Consider the following 17,102-nt stretch of genomic DNA (forward strand, 5'->3'; position numbering starts at 1 on the left):
CGCCGGGCCACGTCCGCACCCAACGGTATTTCCTCTTCCAAGCGGACGTCATAGCTCGATGGCTTTGAAACCTCGCTTCAGGTCATCGGCTCGCCCAGCGCCCACGATCTTCATCGTGAACTTGCGTTTTCCCTTTGGCTTCCACCTCCGGATCTCCTTCATTGTCGGCCCTCCCAGCGCCGATTGCTGAAGATACCAGTCCTGGAACTGAGCGTAGACCGCCTCGCAATCGGCCGTGACCTCGGCATAGGTGCCCCTGCGCCCGCACTTCGCGTTCTCGCACTCGATGATGTCGCCGGGCTCCGGCGCCTCGCCTTCATAGACCAGCCCGCCGCCACATTTGGCGCAGATTGGTTCGCCAAGATGTCTCAGGCCATTGTCATCCTCAGACATGACTTCTCCTTCACGCCTAAGCGTGTTGATAAGGCTGTGGATCGTTTGTGGATAACCGCCTTGGTCGCGGTCCAGCGTTCTAATTATGTTCTGGTCGGCCGGAGAGTCAACGGGGTTGTTCGGTCGATCCCTGGACCAATCCGTCAATCAGCTGCCGCGCCCGTTCGAGGCAGGTTGCCAAGCCCTCCACGAGGGTCGCGCGCGGAACCTGTTCCCTAAGTTGCAGGACGGCGTTGCCGCCGGGCGGAGTTATGACCGCATAGTGGTCATTGGGGCTGTAGATCGCGATGCGGTAGCCTCGGTGATGGTCGACGAACTTGGGCACGGCAGGTCTCCCGTTAGAGCGGATTGATCGCCATTGCATCCTGAAACTTGGAGCTGTTCACGTCCCGGCAGACCCGGTGGAACTGGAGCTGGCCGTCCAGATGATGTTTCAGCAGTTCCGTGGCCTGTGGGACAGGCGTCTCAGCGGACAGCCACTCGTCATAGAAGGCGGGATCGAGGATAACCGGCTGTCGGTCATGAAGCTGCCGCATCGGCTCCTCGGCTCCGGCCGTCAGGATCGTGCAGCTCGTCACGCCCAGCTTGTCATTGTGCGCCCACAGGCCGGCGAAGGAGAAGGGTGCCCCGCCGGGCTGGAAGATGTACCAGGGGTCCTTCTTCCCGTCTTCCCGCGAAACCGTCCATTCATAGAAGCCGTCGGCCGGGATCAGACACCGGCGAGCCTTGAAGGCATCTCTGAATGCCGGCGTGGTCGGCGCCGTTTCGCTGCGGGCGTTGAACAGGGTTGCCTTCGGCATTTCCTTTGCCCAATGCGGCACCAGCCACCAACGCCCCTCGTCAACGACCTGGTTGCCTTCCTTGTCGTGGTGGACAAAGAGAACACTCTGCGTCGGGGCGATATTGTAACGAGGCTGGGTGTTGCGGCCACGGTCCTTATCCAGCGTCAGCCGATACAGTCGGTGGATCTCCGACCACGGCAGGTGGTGGGTAAAGCGTCCGCACATGATTTCTCTCCCGTCTTCGTACCAAGGACGTAGAGAGGTAGCGGTTTCCTACAATCGCTCGAAACAAATTTCGCGCGGCTACCGCTTGTGAAATTCCGGCACGGATGATTCGGAACTATCGCGGCGTTCCTCGATTGAGTCGCGAATCACTCGATCATGGAGTTTTGCATATGGCTGGTGAGATAAGCACAAAAGCCGAGTTGATCCCGAAAGGTGATTCGGCGTTTTCAGAACTGACTGTCGAACAGCGCGATCGAGTTCTGGTTCGGGTCGCCGGAAGTCTGCATTACTCGGCCTTGATCTCGCGAGCGGTCCATGACAAAGCCGCCCCGGACATTGAACACTTGGCGGAAAAGATCGACCGAGAGCATCAGGAAATCGCGGCCGATTACTCACCGTCTTCTGGTGAAGTGCTGTATCGGGCCGTGGAGCTTCTGGACGGCTTCCACCGCCGCATGTCATCGTGAGGCGGGCCAAGCCGCTTCTGCACGAGGGAGCCGCGCCGCTGCAAAGCCGGCCCGTCAAGCGGCGCGACCCGAATCAGCCCCATCTTCCCTTCGATCCCATGCCCGATCGAATGGAGCCGTGCTTGGCGCTACTGAAGAGCAAGCCGCCCCTCGGCGATGATTGGTCCTATGAAATCAAGTGGGATGGATACCGCCTGGCTGTGCACATTGAGCCGGCCGGCGTCCGGATCATTACTCGGGGCGGGCACGATTGGACGCATCGGTTCCCGGCTATTGCCGACGCTGCCAAGGCTCTCGGTCCGACCACCATGATCCTCGACGGCGAGGCGGTTGTCCTCGACGAGCAGGGGCGCTCTGATTTTGGCCTGCTGCAGAACTCCCTTGGTGCCTCCGGTAAGGCAGGCGGCAAACTGCCATCCCGCAACTCGATCCTCTACGCCTTCGATCTCCTCTATCTCGACGGGCACGATCTGCGCGCAATGGAATACTCCGCTCGCCGGCATTTGCTCGAGGACGTGCTGGACGGGCAGGGGGCGGCGATCAGGATCTCGGAAGAACTCGACGCCGACCCAGATGATTTTCTCGCCCACGCCTGCCAGCTCGGCCTGGAAGGCATTGTCGCCAAGCATCGCGACCGGCCATACCGGTCCGGACGCACCGGCGATTGGCTCAAGATCAAATGCGTCCAGAGCGAAAGCTTCGCCATCATCGGCTATGAGCCGTCAACGGCGCTGCCCGGCGCGATCGGGAGCCTGCTGCTGGGTGCGCAGTATCGGGACGGATACAAGTACGTCGGCAGTGTCGGGACCGGGTTCAAGCATGACGTTGCCCGATCGCTGAAGAAGCAACTCGACAAGCTCAAGACGAAGCTGCCGCCCGTGAAGGTGCCTGGAAAGAACCTGGTGCTGACCGCTCCGGCGCTCGTTGCGGAGATCGAGTACCGGGCATGGACTAATGACGGGAAGCTGCGGCATCCGTCGTTCAAGGGGTTGCGCGATCCGGATGACACGTCGGAGATCTACGGCTTGCCGGAATAGGTCGTGGAAAATTTTCCGGCAGTCGAAGCGTTTCGTCATTGGCCAGTGCCTGTTCGCGATACGCGTTGAGCATATCGACGAGCGCGATGTCCGACATCGACCATCCGCCGGGAAGTCCGCCATCCACGCCCGTGCTGCCCCGCGAAAACGCTGCACCGCGCGGTTTACTGGAGGCGTGTACGCTATAGTTAAAGCCAATCAGTGAAGTGCCAGGCTGAGCACGGCGTACAACGAAACCTTCCACGTCGCGCCATGCGATTTTCATAGGTGAAAGACGAAATCCGCCGGAAAGACTTAGCCCATCCTGGTCCAAAGATAGCCGCGACGGGCGAACCAGCATCAGTACAAAAATAATCGCGTTGGCCGAAAAAAGCGCTACCCCAAAGAGCCGGAGATAGAATCTCTCGTCCGGCAAAGACCAACTAACTGCGACGAAGACAAGGGACCCGAGAAGCAAAAGGATTGTCTTCTTACGCGACGTGACGATTTCCGTTTTCATGCTGCAAACTCGCAAGGTGAGGTAGCTTTCGTGGAAGAAGGTCATCAGTCGCCGGACTGCCCGGTCCAAAGGTGCTCAGTCAATCGGCCACCAGACCCACAAGCTTGCGATCGACGACAATGGCGTCGAGCAGCGAAGTCTTCTCGTTCAAGACCGCAAGCAGCCCGTCGGTGTCGGGCCAAGTTAGAGTAAGCCGGTAGATCGCCATTGCCCCGAGAGGTTCGAGATCCGGGTCAGTCCGCCGAAGCTCGTCCCGCTCGGATAAGGCATCGCGCTGGCATTCCTCAAGGGAAGCCGCGAAGGCCAGGGGGTCGTCACGGCCCGGTACGATCTGATACCCAAATACAACCAAGTCCATTCCGTCTCCCTCGGAGAATCACCCGCATAGGTATATCCCTATCCGGGCACGAGGAAACCTCGCAAAAATGAGGGGGCGGAGAGGATATCGCCATGCGGCGCGGGAACGTTCGTCATCAGTCGCAGTTCGAACAACAGACGCAGCGGCCCTTCCATCCATCAGCACTCGCACTCCGCTGCGTTCCAGACTACTCCAGACTGTCCCTCGACTCGGCCCGCTTCGGCGGGCGTCTTTTTGGCTATTGTCTGCCGCCCGTCCGTGGTTCAACTTGTTCTGGAACAATGCTAGGGAAGAGCGATGTCGGAAGCCAGGGCGTACGCATGGTTCATTGTCACGAATGTCCCGGCGATAATGGCTGGGTGGTTCTGGCTCATCTTTTTCGTGTCGGTTTTGGCGTGGGTGATATTGTTGAACTTCTCGGGCTGCACCCACGAAGAATTTGGCATCCGTTGTTACCCAGGTACTTGGTACGGGGAAGTTCTTGAGATCTCCAATTTCTGGCTGTTGGCCACTTTGATAGTTTTGGGTTTTGGATCAACCCTGATGGCGAACCCGCTAAATCTAAAGGTGCTTATTCCCATAGCAGTTCTAGTGTTCGGAACGGCGGTCCTGACGTGGAGCATGTTAAGGCAAGGAGTGCGCCTCGCTCGTCGATGGATTTAGAACGCTTTCCCTCTTTACCGGCATGCCTCTTAGTCGAGTTTACGTCTCAGCGCCTTGAGAAGAGCATCAAGTTCCGCGTTCGAGCCGTGCGCCAACATGAGGTTGTCAGCAACCTCTATGATCGCGGTCAGCACCTCGGGCTCGTCCCATCCGGCCTTAACTGCAGCCTGGATCAAATCCTGCAGCGGGATCTCGATCGCCATTTGACAGAACAGGTGGCGGTTCTCGGCGTCCTCTGGGACGGTCGGGGGAGGGATGTCGGTCATGCAAGAGAGGATAGGGCGCTAGTCGGCGGTTTCCAATTCGCCGTTTGTTCACGGGTAATCAAGGGGGTATTGAAGACCCCATTGGAAACCGGTATTGCGGTTTTGCGCCGGTTGTAGAGTTATAGCGATTACTCTTAATCAGCGGGTCGTAGGTTCGAGCCCTACATCACCCACCATCTCCTCTTTCGAAGAGTTGGACGAAGATGGGCGCATGTCGCCCTGTCATTATCCGTGATCTCCAATCCTGTTTCTTTTGCTCCCTCGACGGGAACTCCGGCGCCTGATCGGCATTTGGTCTGCAAGACGAAATGGGAGCGCGGTCATGAAGCCAATCCTCTTGCTTTTGGGCAGTCTTGTCCTGCTCGTTCTGGTGTTCCTGAGCGGCGTGATCATCACCGCGAACGTGATCGCCGAACCCGAACCCCATAAGTTCGCCAATGTGAATACGCCGGACCTGTGGACCTCAAAACCCAAGGTCGTCGACACCGCCAGCCAGGATTATCAGCGCCTGCCGACTGCGACGCCTCCGGCTTCAGTTGCGGCCGATATGCGGGACATGCCCGCTGTTCAGCAGGCCGCTGCGGGGGCAGCCGTCGACAATACCGTGACCGCCTCGATCAATCCGCAACAGCCGGCCGCCGTCCCGCAGCCGGCGGAAGAGCGGCAAGCCATGGTCGATCCCGCGCAGGCGGACTGGTGTTTCGCGCGATACAAGTCCTATCGCATCGAAGACAACAGCTACCAGCCCTTGAGCGGCGGCCCGCGTCGGCAGTGTCAGGCACCGGGCGCCGCCGCGACCGAGACTGTCGCCGCCGCACCGATGCGTGACCAGGCGCTGGACGAGCCGCAAGCCCCGCAGATGCAGGACGAGCTGCAGCCGCTTCCGGAAAGACCAGCTGCCCGCGTCAACCAGCGGGCCGACGGCGGTGCAGCAGGTTACGCCCAATCGCAGGCGATCGATGCCGACGTTCCGGCCGGATCCCATGAGGAATGGTGTTTTGCCCGTTACCGGTCCTATCAGGCGGAGGACAACAGCTATCAGCCTTTCGCCGGCGGCCCGCGCCGCCAGTGCCAATCGCCTTTCGGCTGACCACCGGCTCAGGCGGGGCGCTCGACGAGGGTCTTCGCCATCATCATATGCACGCCCTTGCAGCCGTTGACGGTCTGGGTGATGCGCAGGTCGCCGGCAAGGCTACAGAGCGTGTAGGCATCTTCCCGCGACAGGCCACCTTTTTCGCCGAGCAGCACGATCATGTCGCGCAGCGCCATGACGGCGCATTGGTCTAGATCCGGATCCATGCCCATGGTGATGTAATGCGTCGGCGTTTCAGCCCGTGGATAGACGAAATCGAGATCGTCGCGCACCGCAAGCTGAAATGTGCCGCGCAGTGCCGTCTCGATCGCGGTGATGCAGACCTCGCCGTCGCCCTGCGCGCCATGGCCGTCCCCGCAGGAGAACAGCGCGCCCTCGTTGAAGATCGGCAGATAGAGCGTGGTGCCGGCGACCAGTTCCTTGTTGTCGATATTGCCGGCGTGCGAACGCGGCATGATCGAGGTGATGCGGCCCCAGTTCGGCGGCGGAGCGACGCCCATCACTCCGAAGAAGGGTGCCAGCGGCAGGTCGAGACCCCAGGGCAGGCGGCCGACATTCCTCTGCTTGTCGAGCGGGATGGTGATCATCCGCGGCGTCTCGAAATCATAAGGGAGCGTGCCGGCAAGCGGGCGGATGACGTTATAGCCCCAGTCCTGACGCAGCTCGACGTCGAGGATCTTCACCTCCAGGACCTGGCCAGGTTTGGCGCCGCGCACAGCGACCGGTCCGGTGAGGATATGGCCCTGCATGATCGGCCGGCAGTTTTCGTGAATTTCGAGATGTTCGGGAAGGATGGTGAACCCTTCCCTGGGCAGAACTTCCGCAGGGCCGGAGACCGTGTCGATCACCACCGTGTCGCCGCTGTCGATCGTCAGCACCGGCTCCCGGGCGGCGTCGAAATAACCCCAGGCGCAGGTTTTGGAAGAGGCGGAGACGTGATGTTGCATGACCGGGCTCGCTTATCTGATAAGGCGAGAGACTAGCCGATTTTACTTTGCACGCCAGTCCGCAAATCGAGCCTAGCCGTCTTCGCGTCGATTGACTTCGTGGATCAGATCGACGAAGGCACGCAGTTTAGCCGGCAGGTGCCGGCGGCCCGGATAATAGAGGCAGAGGCCGGGATAAGAAGGTGTCCAGTCGTCGAGCACCTGAACCAGTCGGCCTGTCGCGACATCCTCTGCAACCTGCCATTCGTGGAGATAGGCAAGGCCGGCGCCATCACGGGCCGCACGCAACATCAGGTCGCTTTCGTCGAGAATCAGCGGGCCGGGCACGTCTACTGCAAAGGCTTCGCCGCGTTTTGAGAATTCCCAACGATAGATAGAGCCGCTCGCCATGCGGGCACGGATGCAGCGGTGCGCGTTGAGGTCGGCCGGCACGCGCGGTTTGTCCCGATCCTCGAAATAGCTTGGCGAACCGACGATGGCGGGCCGGATCATGCGGCCGATCGGGATCGCGACCATGTCGGGCGGCACGGCTTCGAGAATGCGCACGCCGGCATCGAAGCCTTTGGCGTTGATATCGACCAGAGCGCCTTCGGTCAGCATTTCGATGTTCATCTGCGGATGGCGGCGCAGGTACTCCAGCACCAGCGGTGTCAGGATCATTCGAGCGGCGCCAAGCGCGGTGTTGATGCGCAGCGTGCCGGAGGGTTCGGAACGGTGCTCGTCGGCAAGGTCGACGGCGTTGCGGATCGCCGCGAGCGCCGGCGTCACTTCGGCAACGAACTGCTCTCCGGCGGACGACAGGGTGACGCTACGGGTGGTGCGATTGAAGAGGCGGATGCCCAGCCGCGCTTCGAGCGACGCGACCTGCTGGCTCAGCGCCGATGACGAGATGCCAAGTTCGCGGGCGGCCGCCCGAAAGCCCCCGCGGCCGGCAACAGTCACCACCGCTTCCAGCTCGGAAAGGGTTCCGCGCATCATTGTCCGTAATTCCTTATCAGGCGGTGACGTTCTCGCCAGCTTATCAGATCAATCCTGGGATGCCAGATAAGGCGCATCGAACACAGGAGAAACCGATGCGCAGTATTACCGAGATCTATATCGACGGCGCCTTTGTCACCCCGCATGGACAGGAGACGGTTGACCTCTTCAATCCGTCGACCGAGGAAAAGATCGGCAGCGTCCGTCTTGGCGATCGCGAGGATGCCAGAGCCGCGATTGTCGCCGCAAAGCGTACCTTTCCGGCCTTTTCCAGGACCAGCAAGGCCGAGCGCATCGACATGCTGACGCGCTTGAGCGCCGCCGTTTCCGCCCGCACCGAAGAGTTGACGACGGCCATGGCCGAAGAATACGGCGCGCCGCACTATTTCACCGGCTTTTCGGTGTCGCATGCCGCTTCGGCCTTCCTCAACATGGCCGCGACCTTGGAGAATTATGACTTTACCCGCCGGATCGGCCGAGCCGAGGTGACCATGCAACCGCTCGGCGTGGTGGCGGCGATCACACCTTGGAACAGCAATTACGGCTTCATCTGCGGCAAGCTCGCGACCGCCATCGCCGCGGGTTCGACGATTGTCATCAAGCCGAGCGAGATGAGCGGTATGCAGACGCAAATCCTTACTGAATGCCTCCATGACGCCGGTCTGCCGAAGGGCGTCTTCAATATCGTCAACGGCCGAGGAGATGTGGCCGGGGCGGAATTCAGCGCCCATCCGGACATCGCCAAGGTGACCTTCACGGGCTCCACCGCCGTTGGCAAGCAGATTCTCAAAGCTGGTGCGGAAACACTTAAGCGGGTTACCCTGGAACTGGGAGGCAAGGGCGCTAACATCATTCTTGCCGACGCCGATCTCGATCAGGCAATCCCCACCGTGTTGACGATGGGGCTAACCAATAGCGGCCAGGCCTGCATTGCCGGCACCCGCATCCTGGCGCCGAAAAGCCGGCTGCCGGAAATCTTGATGCATCTCAAAACGGGCATGGAGGCGATCAGGACCGGCGATCCGAAGGACCCGCAGGTGCGGGTCGGGCCGATGGTCAGCCAGAAGCAGTTTGACCGGGTGCAGTCCTATATCCGGCTTGGTCGGGAAGAGGGCGCCGAGATCCTTGCTGGCGGAGAAGGGCGTCCCGATGGGATAGACCGCGGCTGGTTCATCCGTCCGACGATCTTTACCAACGTCACCAATGAAATGCGGATCGCCCGCGAAGAGATTTTTGGGCCGGTCCTCGTAGTCATTTCCTATGAAGACGATGAGGACGCGATCCGGATCGCCAACGACACGAGTTACGGCCTGCAGGCCTATGTCCATAGCGGTGATCTCGACCACGCCCGCAAGGTTGCCGACCGGCTTGAATCCGGTCGCGTGGTGGTCAATGGTGCGCCGCATGAGCCGCTGGCTCCGTTCGGTGGTTTCAAGCAATCAGGCATCGGCCGCGAGTTCGGGCTGTTCGGGCTTGAAGCGATGCTGGAGCCTCGGGCAGTTCTGGTCTGAAGGTATTTTCAAGGCGGCCGGCGCTCTTTTCACATCGTTCCGGCGGTTTCCGGCCTCGTCGCCGCGATGCGGCGTTCGGTCTGGCGCAGGCAGAGCGCAAGGATCAGGCCGAGGCCCGTTGCTGCGGCGATGTAGAAAGGCGCGCCCTGCCAGCCGGATGCCGCAACGATCGAGGCGAGCAGCATTGGTCCGAAGACCTGGCCGATATTGGACCCCTGCATGACGAAGCCGCTGAATGTTCCGACGAGGTCGCGGCGCGGCGCATAGACGGGCAGCGAGCCCATGATGGTCGCCGGCAGGACACCGCCCGACACCGCGTAGAGCACCGAGGCTCCGTAGCGCATCCAGAGGGGAAAACCATGGCCGAAAACGACGAAGGCGGTCAGCGTCAGCATCACGCAGGGACCGGCGATCAACACCCAGCGCGGGGCGCCCCAACGCGCGAAGACGCCGCCGACGAGGTTGCCGACGCCGTTTGCGAGCACTGCGAGCGCGGTCATGATGGACGCAGCCGTCAGGCCTGTTCCCATTTCCTCGATCAGCAGCGTCGGCAGGAAACCGAAGACGGACATGAAGCTGGCGCTGTAAGCGGCAAAAATACCCGACAGTATCCAGGACATCGGTCGGGAGGCTGTGAGGCTGACGGCCGTCAGCAGCGAGGTTGTCGGATGTCCCGCAGCCTGCGGTTTCGGCACCTTCATCGTCAGCAGCGCGACCATCGGGACGACGCTGAGCATGGCGGCGAAAATCCATGAACCCTGCCAGCCGAAGCTCGGCAGCAGGAAGGGCGAGATCATCATCATCACCGCGACGCCGACCGGCATCCAGATACCCCAGACCGCAAAGGCAAGGCCGGTATCGCGTAGCGCGACTGAAGCAGCAATCAGGCCGGGGGCGGCAACCGAGACCATGATGAGACCGACGCTTTCGAGCACGCGGCTGGCGAAGATCACGGTTTCCGAAGGGGTGAGGGCGCCGATCAGGCTGCCGGCGATCAGCAGGGCAAGACCGAGGATCATGGCGCGGCGATGGGTCAGGTAATCGGTGAAACGGCCGATCAGGATGCCGCAGGCGGCGCCGAGGGCGCTTGAAAGCCCCATCAGCCAGCCGGCGGCCACAAGGTCGATGCCAAGCTCGGAGCGCAGCAGCGGGATGGCGGGCGGCACCTTGCCCACATGCAGGGCAGCGGCGATGCCGCCCAGAACAGCGATTGTGACATGTCCCCAACGAGTCATGCTGTCGGTATTCCATTCATCGAACAAACGTCCGAGCGCTTTATCATCCCTGTCCTAGCTCAGGCATAAATTCCTTTGCGCAGCGCATGATTTCTTGGCTGTCGGAGCGCCGAACGACGCCGTGCCGGGACAACGGCGTCCAACCCAGGAAGGCGCCGAACGACATCAGGGCGGTCGTCGCTGCATCGTAAGTAAAGCCTAACTCGCCTTGCGCATCTGCTCGCGGCTTTCCTCGACCTTGAGGTTCTGAACCAGCTTGGCGAGCCAATCCACGAAGACCCGCACCTTGTTGGAGAGGTGGCGGGTCTGCGGATAGACGATGTAGAGGGGCAGGGATCCGCAGCGCCAGTCGGAGAGCACTTCGACAAGTTCGCCCTTCTCCACCGCCTCCCTGACCATGAAGCGCGGCGATTGCACGATGCCCATGCCGGATATGGCCGCGTTCACATAGGTCCGGGCATCGTTGACGGAGACCACGTAACGGGGTGTGATTTCCACGTTTTCGTCGTCGCGATGGAATTCCATGGATCTCACCCGGCCGGACTGGGCACTCAGGTAGCCGACTGCCAAATGGTCTTCCTGCAGGTCCTGCGGGCGTTCGGGCGCCCCGAAATTGCGGATGTAGAGCGGTGCCGCATAGGCGGACATGCTGATCTCGCCGACCTTGCGGGCAATCAGCGACTGGTCGGTCGGGGTGCCGGCGCGCAGCGCGCAATCGACATTTTCGGCGATATAGTCGACCAGCCGGTCGCCGACGCCGATATCGAGCCTGATCTGCGGAAAACGCGTATGGAAATCGCATAAATTCGGAATGACCAGCAGATCGGCAAAGGCGCCGGCCATTTCCACCCGCAGCCGCCCGGACGGCTGCCTCTGCGAATTCGAGATGCTGCCGTCGAGTTCGTCGAGCTCTGAGATGATCTGCATCGCCCGCTCGTAATAGAGCGCGCCGTCGGTCGTCACCATCACCTTGCGGGTCGTCCGGTTGAGCAGCGTGGTGCGCAGGTGGCTCTCGAGGCTCTGGACGAGATTGGTCACCGTCGTTTTGGGCATGTTGAGGGTCGCCGCAGCCCGGGTAAAATTACCGGTTTCCACGACGCGAACGAATACGCGCATTGCCGAAAGCTGATCCATTGTGCTGATTCCTGCTGCGCCGCAACATTGTTCCGAAATATGGAATAGTGTTGTCGAATGCCGTGAACTTGTGTGTTTTCACCCGAATAATAATATCAGGTTCAAGATTGACGGCAAGTACCCCGCTTTTACTAGGGGTTTGTCCGAGGATTTTTCAATGACCGCGCAGTGGGAAAACATCGCATTTGACAAGTCGGCCATGCCGGCTGTCCCGATGCGTGTCTATGAAGGAGCCGCCAAGGCCAAGGCTCCGCCGCTGGTTCTATATCTGCGAGGCGGGGCGTTTCTCAATGAGCAACGCGGCGAAAACGAACGTCCAGTTGCAAAAGCACTGGCCGAGTCCGGCGCCGTGGTACTCGAAGCCGATTACAGCAGCGTCTCGCAGAACATGTTTCCGCAGGCGATGGAATGCGCTTTTGCGGCGCTTCAATGCCTGGCCGGCCGGCGCAAGCAGTTCGGCAGCGCGAAGTCCCTGCTTTTCGTGGCGGGTGACGAGGCTGGCGGCAATGTCGCGGCCGGCGTGGCGCTGAAGGCGCGCGATCTGATGCCGGGCGAACTGAGCGGGCAGATTCTGCTGTCGCCGATGATCGACCCGATGATGACGACGAAATCCTTCCGCAAGGCGGACGAGATCGGCATGGGCGAACGCTGGGCCGAGGGCTGGAGCCATTATCTCGGCTCCCATTGCGGGTTCCAGCATCCCTATGCGGCACCCTGCCTCTGTTCGCGGCTTTCGGGTGTCGCGCCGGCTCTCATCGTGACATCGGAAGACGATCCGTTGCGCGATGAAACGCTTGGTTATGCGGCGCGCCTGAGTGAGGCCGGCGTTTCGGTCAGGCGAAAGATTTTCCCGGCCAGCTGTGGCTGGACGGGCATTTACAGAGAAGGCGACGGCGAGTGGATGACAGCACTTTGTGCTGAATTCACAAGCTTCGCCAAAGAGTTAAGTTAGTAGCATGATTTATTTTGAAGGCAAATAACGGCCCCTTCCCAAGGCCGTAAGGAGACTACCAATGACCTCGAAGATCAAAAGCTGGGCCCTGTGGGGCACTGGACTGAGCACGGCTGCACTGATTGCCGGTGCCTCGGTTTATCTCGATCTGCCTCAGGGCGCCAATGCCGCGCCTGCGACGGCTGCTGCTGCGGCTCCGGCCGTCCCCGTGACGGTCGCTACCGTCGAGCCGCGCAACGTTTCCACCTGGCAGGAATTCTCCGGCCGGTTGGAAGCTGTCGACCGCGTCCAGATCCGGCCGCGCGTCACCGGCGCCGTCCAGTCGGTGCATTTCCGCGAAGGCGGTCTGGTGAAGCAGGGTGACCTGCTCGTCAGCATCGATCCGGAGCCCTACCAGGCGGCGGTCGCTCAGGCCGAAGGCCAAGTGGCCTCGGCGCAGGCGAGGGTGGAACTTGCCAACACCGAACTCGAGCGCGGCAAGAACCTCGTCTCGAAGAACACCATCTCTCAGAGCGATCTCGCCCAGCGCCAGAGCGCCCAGAGCGAAGCGCTGGCCAATCTTCAATCCGCCAAGGCGGCGTTGAAGACGGCGCAGCTCAATCTCGACTATACCGAGATCCGGGCTCCGATCGCCGGCCGGGTCGGCAAGCTGGAAATCACGGTGGGCAACCTGGTAGCGGCAGGTTCTGCCTCCGCCCCGCTGACAACGCTGGTTTCCTCCGATCCGATCTATGCGAGCTTCGATGCCGGTGAAGAACTGGTGGCCCGCACGCTCGCGGATCTTCCGCTCGTCGACGGCGTACCGGCGATCGAACAGGTGCCGGTCGAGGTGAGCACGCTCGCTACCAACGGCACGCCGATCCGCGGCAAGCTGCAGCTGATCGACAACGAAGTGAACGCCTCGAGCGGCACGATCCGCGTGCGCGCCGTCTTCGACAATCCGGGCGGCAAGCTGATCCCGGGCCAGTTCGTGCGGGTCCGCATGGGCCAGCCGAAGGCGCAGGATCACCTGATGGTCAGCGAAAAGGCCGTCGGCACAGATCAGGACAAGAAGTTTGTCTTCGTGGTCGATGCGGCCAATACCGTTGCGTACCGGCAGGTGGAGCTGGGCACTGCGGTCGATGGCATGCGGATCGTCGAGAAGGGCCTCAATCCGGGCGATCGGATCGTCGTCAACGGCCTGCAGCGCATCCGTCCGGGCGCAGTTGTCCAGCCCCAGGAAGAGGCGAAGGTCGCCAACAAGTAATGCTCTGAGCGGCGGTTAGTCCGCCGCTTTCCAACACTCATCCAGTTCCGGTTCGTGGAGCTTGCGGCCTGTCGGCCGCGAGCCAGGGCCGTTTCGCCTCTTGTTCAACCCCGGAGAGAGGGCTTTGACATGAATATTTCCAGGTTTTTCATCGACAGACCGGTCTTTGCGGCCGTGCTGTCGATCCTCATCGTGGTCGCGGGCCTGATCGGCATGCGGTCCCTGCCGATTTCCGAATATCCGGAAGTCGTGCCACCATCGATCGTGGTGCGCGCCGTCTATCCTGGCGCCAACCCGACCGTCATCGCCGAGACCGTCGCAACACCGCTCGAGGAGCAGGTGAACGGCGTCGAGGACATGCTCTACATGTCGAGCCAGGCGACGTCCGACGGCGTGCTGACCCTGACTGTGACGTTCAAGCTGGGCACCGACCCAGACAAGGCGCAGCAGCTGGTGCAGAACCGCGTCAGCCAGGCGGAACCGCGCCTGCCGGCGGAAGTGCGTGCGCTCGGTGTCACGACCGTCAAGAGCTCGCCCGACTTCATCATGGTCGTCAATCTCGTCTCCGACCGTTATGACATCACCTACCTGCGCAACTATGCGACGCTGAACGTCAAGGACAGGCTTACCCGCATTCAGGGTGTCGGCCAGGTTCAGGTGTTCGGCGCCGGCGACTATTCGATGCGCGTCTGGATCGACCCGCAGAAGGCGGCCGAACATTCGCTCGCCGCAAGCGATATCTCGAACGCGATCCGTTCACAGAATGTCCAGGCGGCGGCCGGCATCATCGGCGCATCGCCCAGCCGGCCGGGTGTCGACCTGCAGCTCAACGTGAATGCCCAGGGGCGCCTGCGCACCCCGGAGGAATTCGGCAACATCATCGTCAAGAGCGGCGAGAACGGCGAGATCACGCGGCTGCGCGACGTCGCCCGCATCGAGCTCGGCGCGGCGGACTATACCCTGCGTTCGCTGCTTGACGGCCAGCCGGCCGTCGCCGTCGCCGTTCTTCAGGCACCCGGTTCCAACGCGATCGAAATCGCCGATAACGTCCGTTCGACGATGGACGAACTCCAGAAAGTGATGCCGGAAGGTGTCAAATACGAGATCGTCTACGACACGACCAAGTTCGTGCGCGCCTCGATCGAGAAGGTCATCGAGACCCTGCTTGAAGCGATCGCGCTCGTCGTGCTCGTCGTCATCCTCTTCCTGCAGACATGGCGCGCCTCGATCATTCCGCTGATTGCCGTTCCCGTCTCGATCATCGGCACGTTTGCGGTCATGTACGCCTTCGGATTCTCGATCAACGCGCTGACGCTGTTCGGGTTGGTGCTGGCGATCGGTATCGTCGTCGACGACGCGATCGTGGTGGTCGAAAACGTCGAGCGCAATATTGAGAACGGCCTCAGTCCGCGTGATGCGACCTACAAGGCCATGAAGGAAGTGTCCGGCCCGATCATTGCGATCGCGCTCGTGCTGGTCGCGGTCTTCGTGCCGCTTGCCTTCATCAGCGGCCTGTCCGGTCAGTTCTACCGGCAGTTCGCGCTGACGATCGCCATTTCGACTGTCATTTCGGCGATCAACTCGCTCACCCTGTCGCCGGCGCTGGCAGCCCTTCTGCTGAAGGACCATCACGCCAAGAAGGACTGGCTGACGCGGTTCATGGACGCGATCCTGGGCTGGTTCTTCCGCGGCTTCAACCGCGCCTTCGGGGCCGCCTCGAATGGCTACGGACGCACGGTCGGCGGGCTCCTTTCCCGCAAGAGCCTGGTGATGATCATCTACTTCGCGCTTGTCGCGATGACCTACAGCATGTTCAACGCGGTGCCGGGCGGTTTCGTGCCGGCGCAGGACAAACAGTACCTGATCGGTTTCGCTCAGCTTCCCGACGGCGCAACCCTCGACCGCACGGAAGAGGTGATCAAGCGGATGAGCGACATCGCCCTGGAGCAGCCCGGCGTCGAACACGCCATCGCGTTCCCGGGCCTGTCGATCAACGGCTTCACGATCGGCTCGAACGCCGGCATCGTCTTCGCGGTGCTCGACGATTTCGACAAGCGCGAGACGCCGGAGCTTTCCGGTGGCGCCATCGCCATGGCGCTGAACCAGAAATATGCCGGCATCCAGGATGCGTTCATCGCCATGTTCCCGCCGCCGCCGGTCAACGGTCTCGGTCAGACGGGCGGTTTCAAGCTGCAGATCGAGGATCGCGCCGGCCTGGGCAACCAGGCTCTGGACGAGGCGGCCAAGGCGGTCATCGCCAAGGCCTACCAGGCGCCGGAACTTGCCGGCATCTTCTCGAGCTTCCAGATCAACGTGCCGCAGCTCTACGCCGATCTCGACCGCGCCAAGGCCGAACAGCTTGGAGTATCGGTGACCGACGTCTTCGAAACGCTGCAGGTCTATCTGGGCTCGCTCTATGTCAACGACTTCAACGCCTTCGGCCGCACCTACAGCGTCCGGGTTCAGGCCGATGCGCAATTCCGCGCCAAGCCGGAAGATATCGGCCAGTTAAAGGTTCGTTCGCAGTCCGGCCAGATGATCCCGCTTTCGGCCCTCCTGAAGGTGGACGCCCAGACCGGTCCTGAACGCACGACCCGCTACAACGGCTTCCTCTCCGCCGATGTCAACGGCGGTCCGGCACCGGGCTTCTCGTCGGGCCAGGCTCAGGCCGCGATCGAAAAGATCGTCTCGGAGACGCTGCCTTCCGGGATCGACTACGAATGGACGGACCTGACCTACCAGCAGATCCTCGCCGGCAATTCCAGCATCGTGGTCTTTCCGCTGGCGCTGCTGCTCGTCTATCTCGTGCTCGCAGCCCAGTATGAAAGCCTGACGCTGCCGATCGCGATCATTATGATCGTGCCGATGGGTGTGCTTGCGGCCTTGAGCGGCGTCTGGCTCACCGGTGGAGACAACAACATCTTCACCCAGATCGGGCTCGTGGTCCTTGTGGGTCTCTCGGCGAAGAACGCGATCCTGATCGTGGAATTCGCCCGAGAACTGGAGTTCCAGGGCAGGACGCCGTTCCAGGCGGCGGTCGAGGCAAGCCGGCTGCGCCTGCGTCCGATCCTGATGACGTCCATGGCCTTCATCATGGGTGTCGTGCCGCTGGTCGTCTCGACCGGTGCCGGTGCTGAAATGCGCTCCGCCATGGGTATCGCGGTGTTCTCCGGCATGATCGGAGTGACGTTCTTCGGCATCTTCATGACACCGGTCTTCTACATGCTGGCACGTTTGCTTACCGGCAGCCGCCCTCTGCGGCAGCACGGTACGGAGGAGGCGGCTCCCGCTCTCTCTCCAGCGGAGTAAGGTCTAC

Annotated in this window: 17 protein-coding genes; 7 read left to right on the forward strand and 10 right to left on the reverse strand. The window is 61.5% G+C overall.

The features are described 5' to 3' along the window. Positions 1-48: 48 nt before the first annotated feature. From C5L10_RS14390 to C5L10_RS14400, 3 genes are all read right to left on the reverse strand, one after another. On the reverse strand, positions 49-393 hold the full coding sequence (locus C5L10_RS14390; protein ID WP_105430246.1) for a hypothetical protein: 345 nt from the start codon (positions 391-393) through the stop codon (positions 49-51). A gap of 106 nt (positions 394-499) precedes the next feature. Beyond that, a complete protein-coding gene (locus tag C5L10_RS14395) occupies positions 500-718 on the reverse strand; it encodes a hypothetical protein (protein ID WP_105430247.1) in 219 nt (72 codons plus the stop codon). A gap of 13 nt (positions 719-731) precedes the next feature. Next, positions 732-1,400: an SOS response-associated peptidase gene (locus C5L10_RS14400; protein ID WP_105430248.1), complete on the reverse strand. Its 669-nt coding sequence runs from the start codon at positions 1,398-1,400 to the stop codon at positions 732-734. A 170-nt stretch (positions 1,401-1,570) separates the two neighbouring features. On the opposite strand from C5L10_RS14400, the gene C5L10_RS14405 reads away from it, so the two are divergent. Then, the gene (locus C5L10_RS14405) at positions 1,571-1,867 is read left to right on the forward strand and encodes a hypothetical protein (protein ID WP_105430249.1); all 297 of its coding nucleotides are present in this window, start codon (positions 1,571-1,573) and stop codon (positions 1,865-1,867) included. Beyond that, entirely contained in the window at positions 1,861-2,904 is a 1,044-nt protein-coding gene (gene ligD / locus C5L10_RS14410) for a non-homologous end-joining DNA ligase (protein WP_105430250.1), read from the forward strand. The genes C5L10_RS14405 and ligD overlap by 7 nt, the downstream gene beginning before the upstream one ends. Here the strand turns inward: ligD and C5L10_RS33665 are convergent. From C5L10_RS33665 to C5L10_RS14425, 3 genes are all read right to left on the reverse strand, one after another. Further along, a complete protein-coding gene (locus C5L10_RS33665; RefSeq protein WP_172717038.1) occupies positions 2,849-3,448 on the reverse strand; it encodes a hypothetical protein in 600 nt (199 codons plus the stop codon). The two genes, ligD and C5L10_RS33665, sit on opposite strands and share 56 nt — an antisense overlap. A 34-nt stretch (positions 3,449-3,482) precedes the next feature. Further along, the gene (locus C5L10_RS14415) at positions 3,483-3,761 is read right to left on the reverse strand and encodes a hypothetical protein (RefSeq protein ID WP_105430251.1); all 279 of its coding nucleotides are present in this window, start codon (positions 3,759-3,761) and stop codon (positions 3,483-3,485) included. A gap of 692 nt (positions 3,762-4,453) precedes the next feature. Beyond that, complete coding sequence (locus tag C5L10_RS14425; protein WP_105430253.1) at positions 4,454-4,690, reverse strand: hypothetical protein; 237 nt, start codon at positions 4,688-4,690, stop codon at positions 4,454-4,456. A gap of 322 nt (positions 4,691-5,012) precedes the next feature. On the opposite strand from C5L10_RS14425, the gene C5L10_RS34315 reads away from it, so the two are divergent. Further along, entirely contained in the window at positions 5,013-5,780 is a 768-nt protein-coding gene (locus C5L10_RS34315; protein ID WP_105430254.1) for a BA14K family protein, read from the forward strand. An 8-nt stretch (positions 5,781-5,788) separates the two neighbouring features. Here C5L10_RS34315 and C5L10_RS14435 read toward each other — a convergent pair whose 3' ends face one another. Next, positions 5,789-6,730: an acetamidase/formamidase family protein gene (locus C5L10_RS14435; protein WP_105430255.1), complete on the reverse strand. Its 942-nt coding sequence runs from the start codon at positions 6,728-6,730 to the stop codon at positions 5,789-5,791. 72 nt (positions 6,731-6,802) lie between these two features. Beyond that, positions 6,803-7,705, reverse strand: a complete 903-nt coding sequence (locus C5L10_RS14440) for a LysR family transcriptional regulator (protein ID WP_172717050.1) — start codon at positions 7,703-7,705, stop codon at positions 6,803-6,805. Positions 7,706-7,803: 98 nt separating this feature from the next. Between C5L10_RS14440 and C5L10_RS14445 the strand changes: the two genes are divergently transcribed. Further along, complete coding sequence (locus C5L10_RS14445; RefSeq protein WP_105430257.1) at positions 7,804-9,219, forward strand: aldehyde dehydrogenase family protein; 1,416 nt, start codon at positions 7,804-7,806, stop codon at positions 9,217-9,219. A 29-nt stretch (positions 9,220-9,248) separates the two neighbouring features. Here C5L10_RS14445 and C5L10_RS14450 read toward each other — a convergent pair whose 3' ends face one another. After that, positions 9,249-10,454 carry a CynX/NimT family MFS transporter gene (locus tag C5L10_RS14450; protein ID WP_172717039.1) on the reverse strand — a complete coding sequence of 402 codons (1,206 nt, stop codon included), beginning with the start codon at positions 10,452-10,454 and terminating at the stop codon, positions 9,249-9,251. A 198-nt stretch (positions 10,455-10,652) separates the two neighbouring features. Further along, positions 10,653-11,588 carry a LysR family transcriptional regulator gene (locus C5L10_RS14455; protein ID WP_046667021.1) on the reverse strand — a complete coding sequence of 312 codons (936 nt, stop codon included), beginning with the start codon at positions 11,586-11,588 and terminating at the stop codon, positions 10,653-10,655. Between the two features lie 157 nt (positions 11,589-11,745). Here C5L10_RS14455 and C5L10_RS14460 point away from each other — a divergent pair, with 157 nt between their 5' ends. From C5L10_RS14460 to C5L10_RS14470, 3 genes are all read left to right on the forward strand, one after another. Then, entirely contained in the window at positions 11,746-12,540 is a 795-nt protein-coding gene (locus C5L10_RS14460) for an alpha/beta hydrolase fold domain-containing protein (RefSeq protein ID WP_105430259.1), read from the forward strand. Positions 12,541-12,601: 61 nt separating this feature from the next. Further along, complete coding sequence (locus C5L10_RS14465; protein ID WP_046636336.1) at positions 12,602-13,786, forward strand: efflux RND transporter periplasmic adaptor subunit; 1,185 nt, start codon at positions 12,602-12,604, stop codon at positions 13,784-13,786. A gap of 129 nt (positions 13,787-13,915) precedes the next feature. Continuing rightward, positions 13,916-17,095 carry an efflux RND transporter permease subunit gene (locus C5L10_RS14470; RefSeq protein ID WP_105430260.1) on the forward strand — a complete coding sequence of 1,060 codons (3,180 nt, stop codon included), beginning with the start codon at positions 13,916-13,918 and terminating at the stop codon, positions 17,093-17,095. The last annotated feature ends 7 nt before the right edge of the window (positions 17,096-17,102 follow it).

This window comes from Neorhizobium sp. T6_25, from assembly GCF_002968555.1.
Classification (GTDB): Bacteria; Pseudomonadota; Alphaproteobacteria; order Rhizobiales; family Rhizobiaceae; genus Neorhizobium.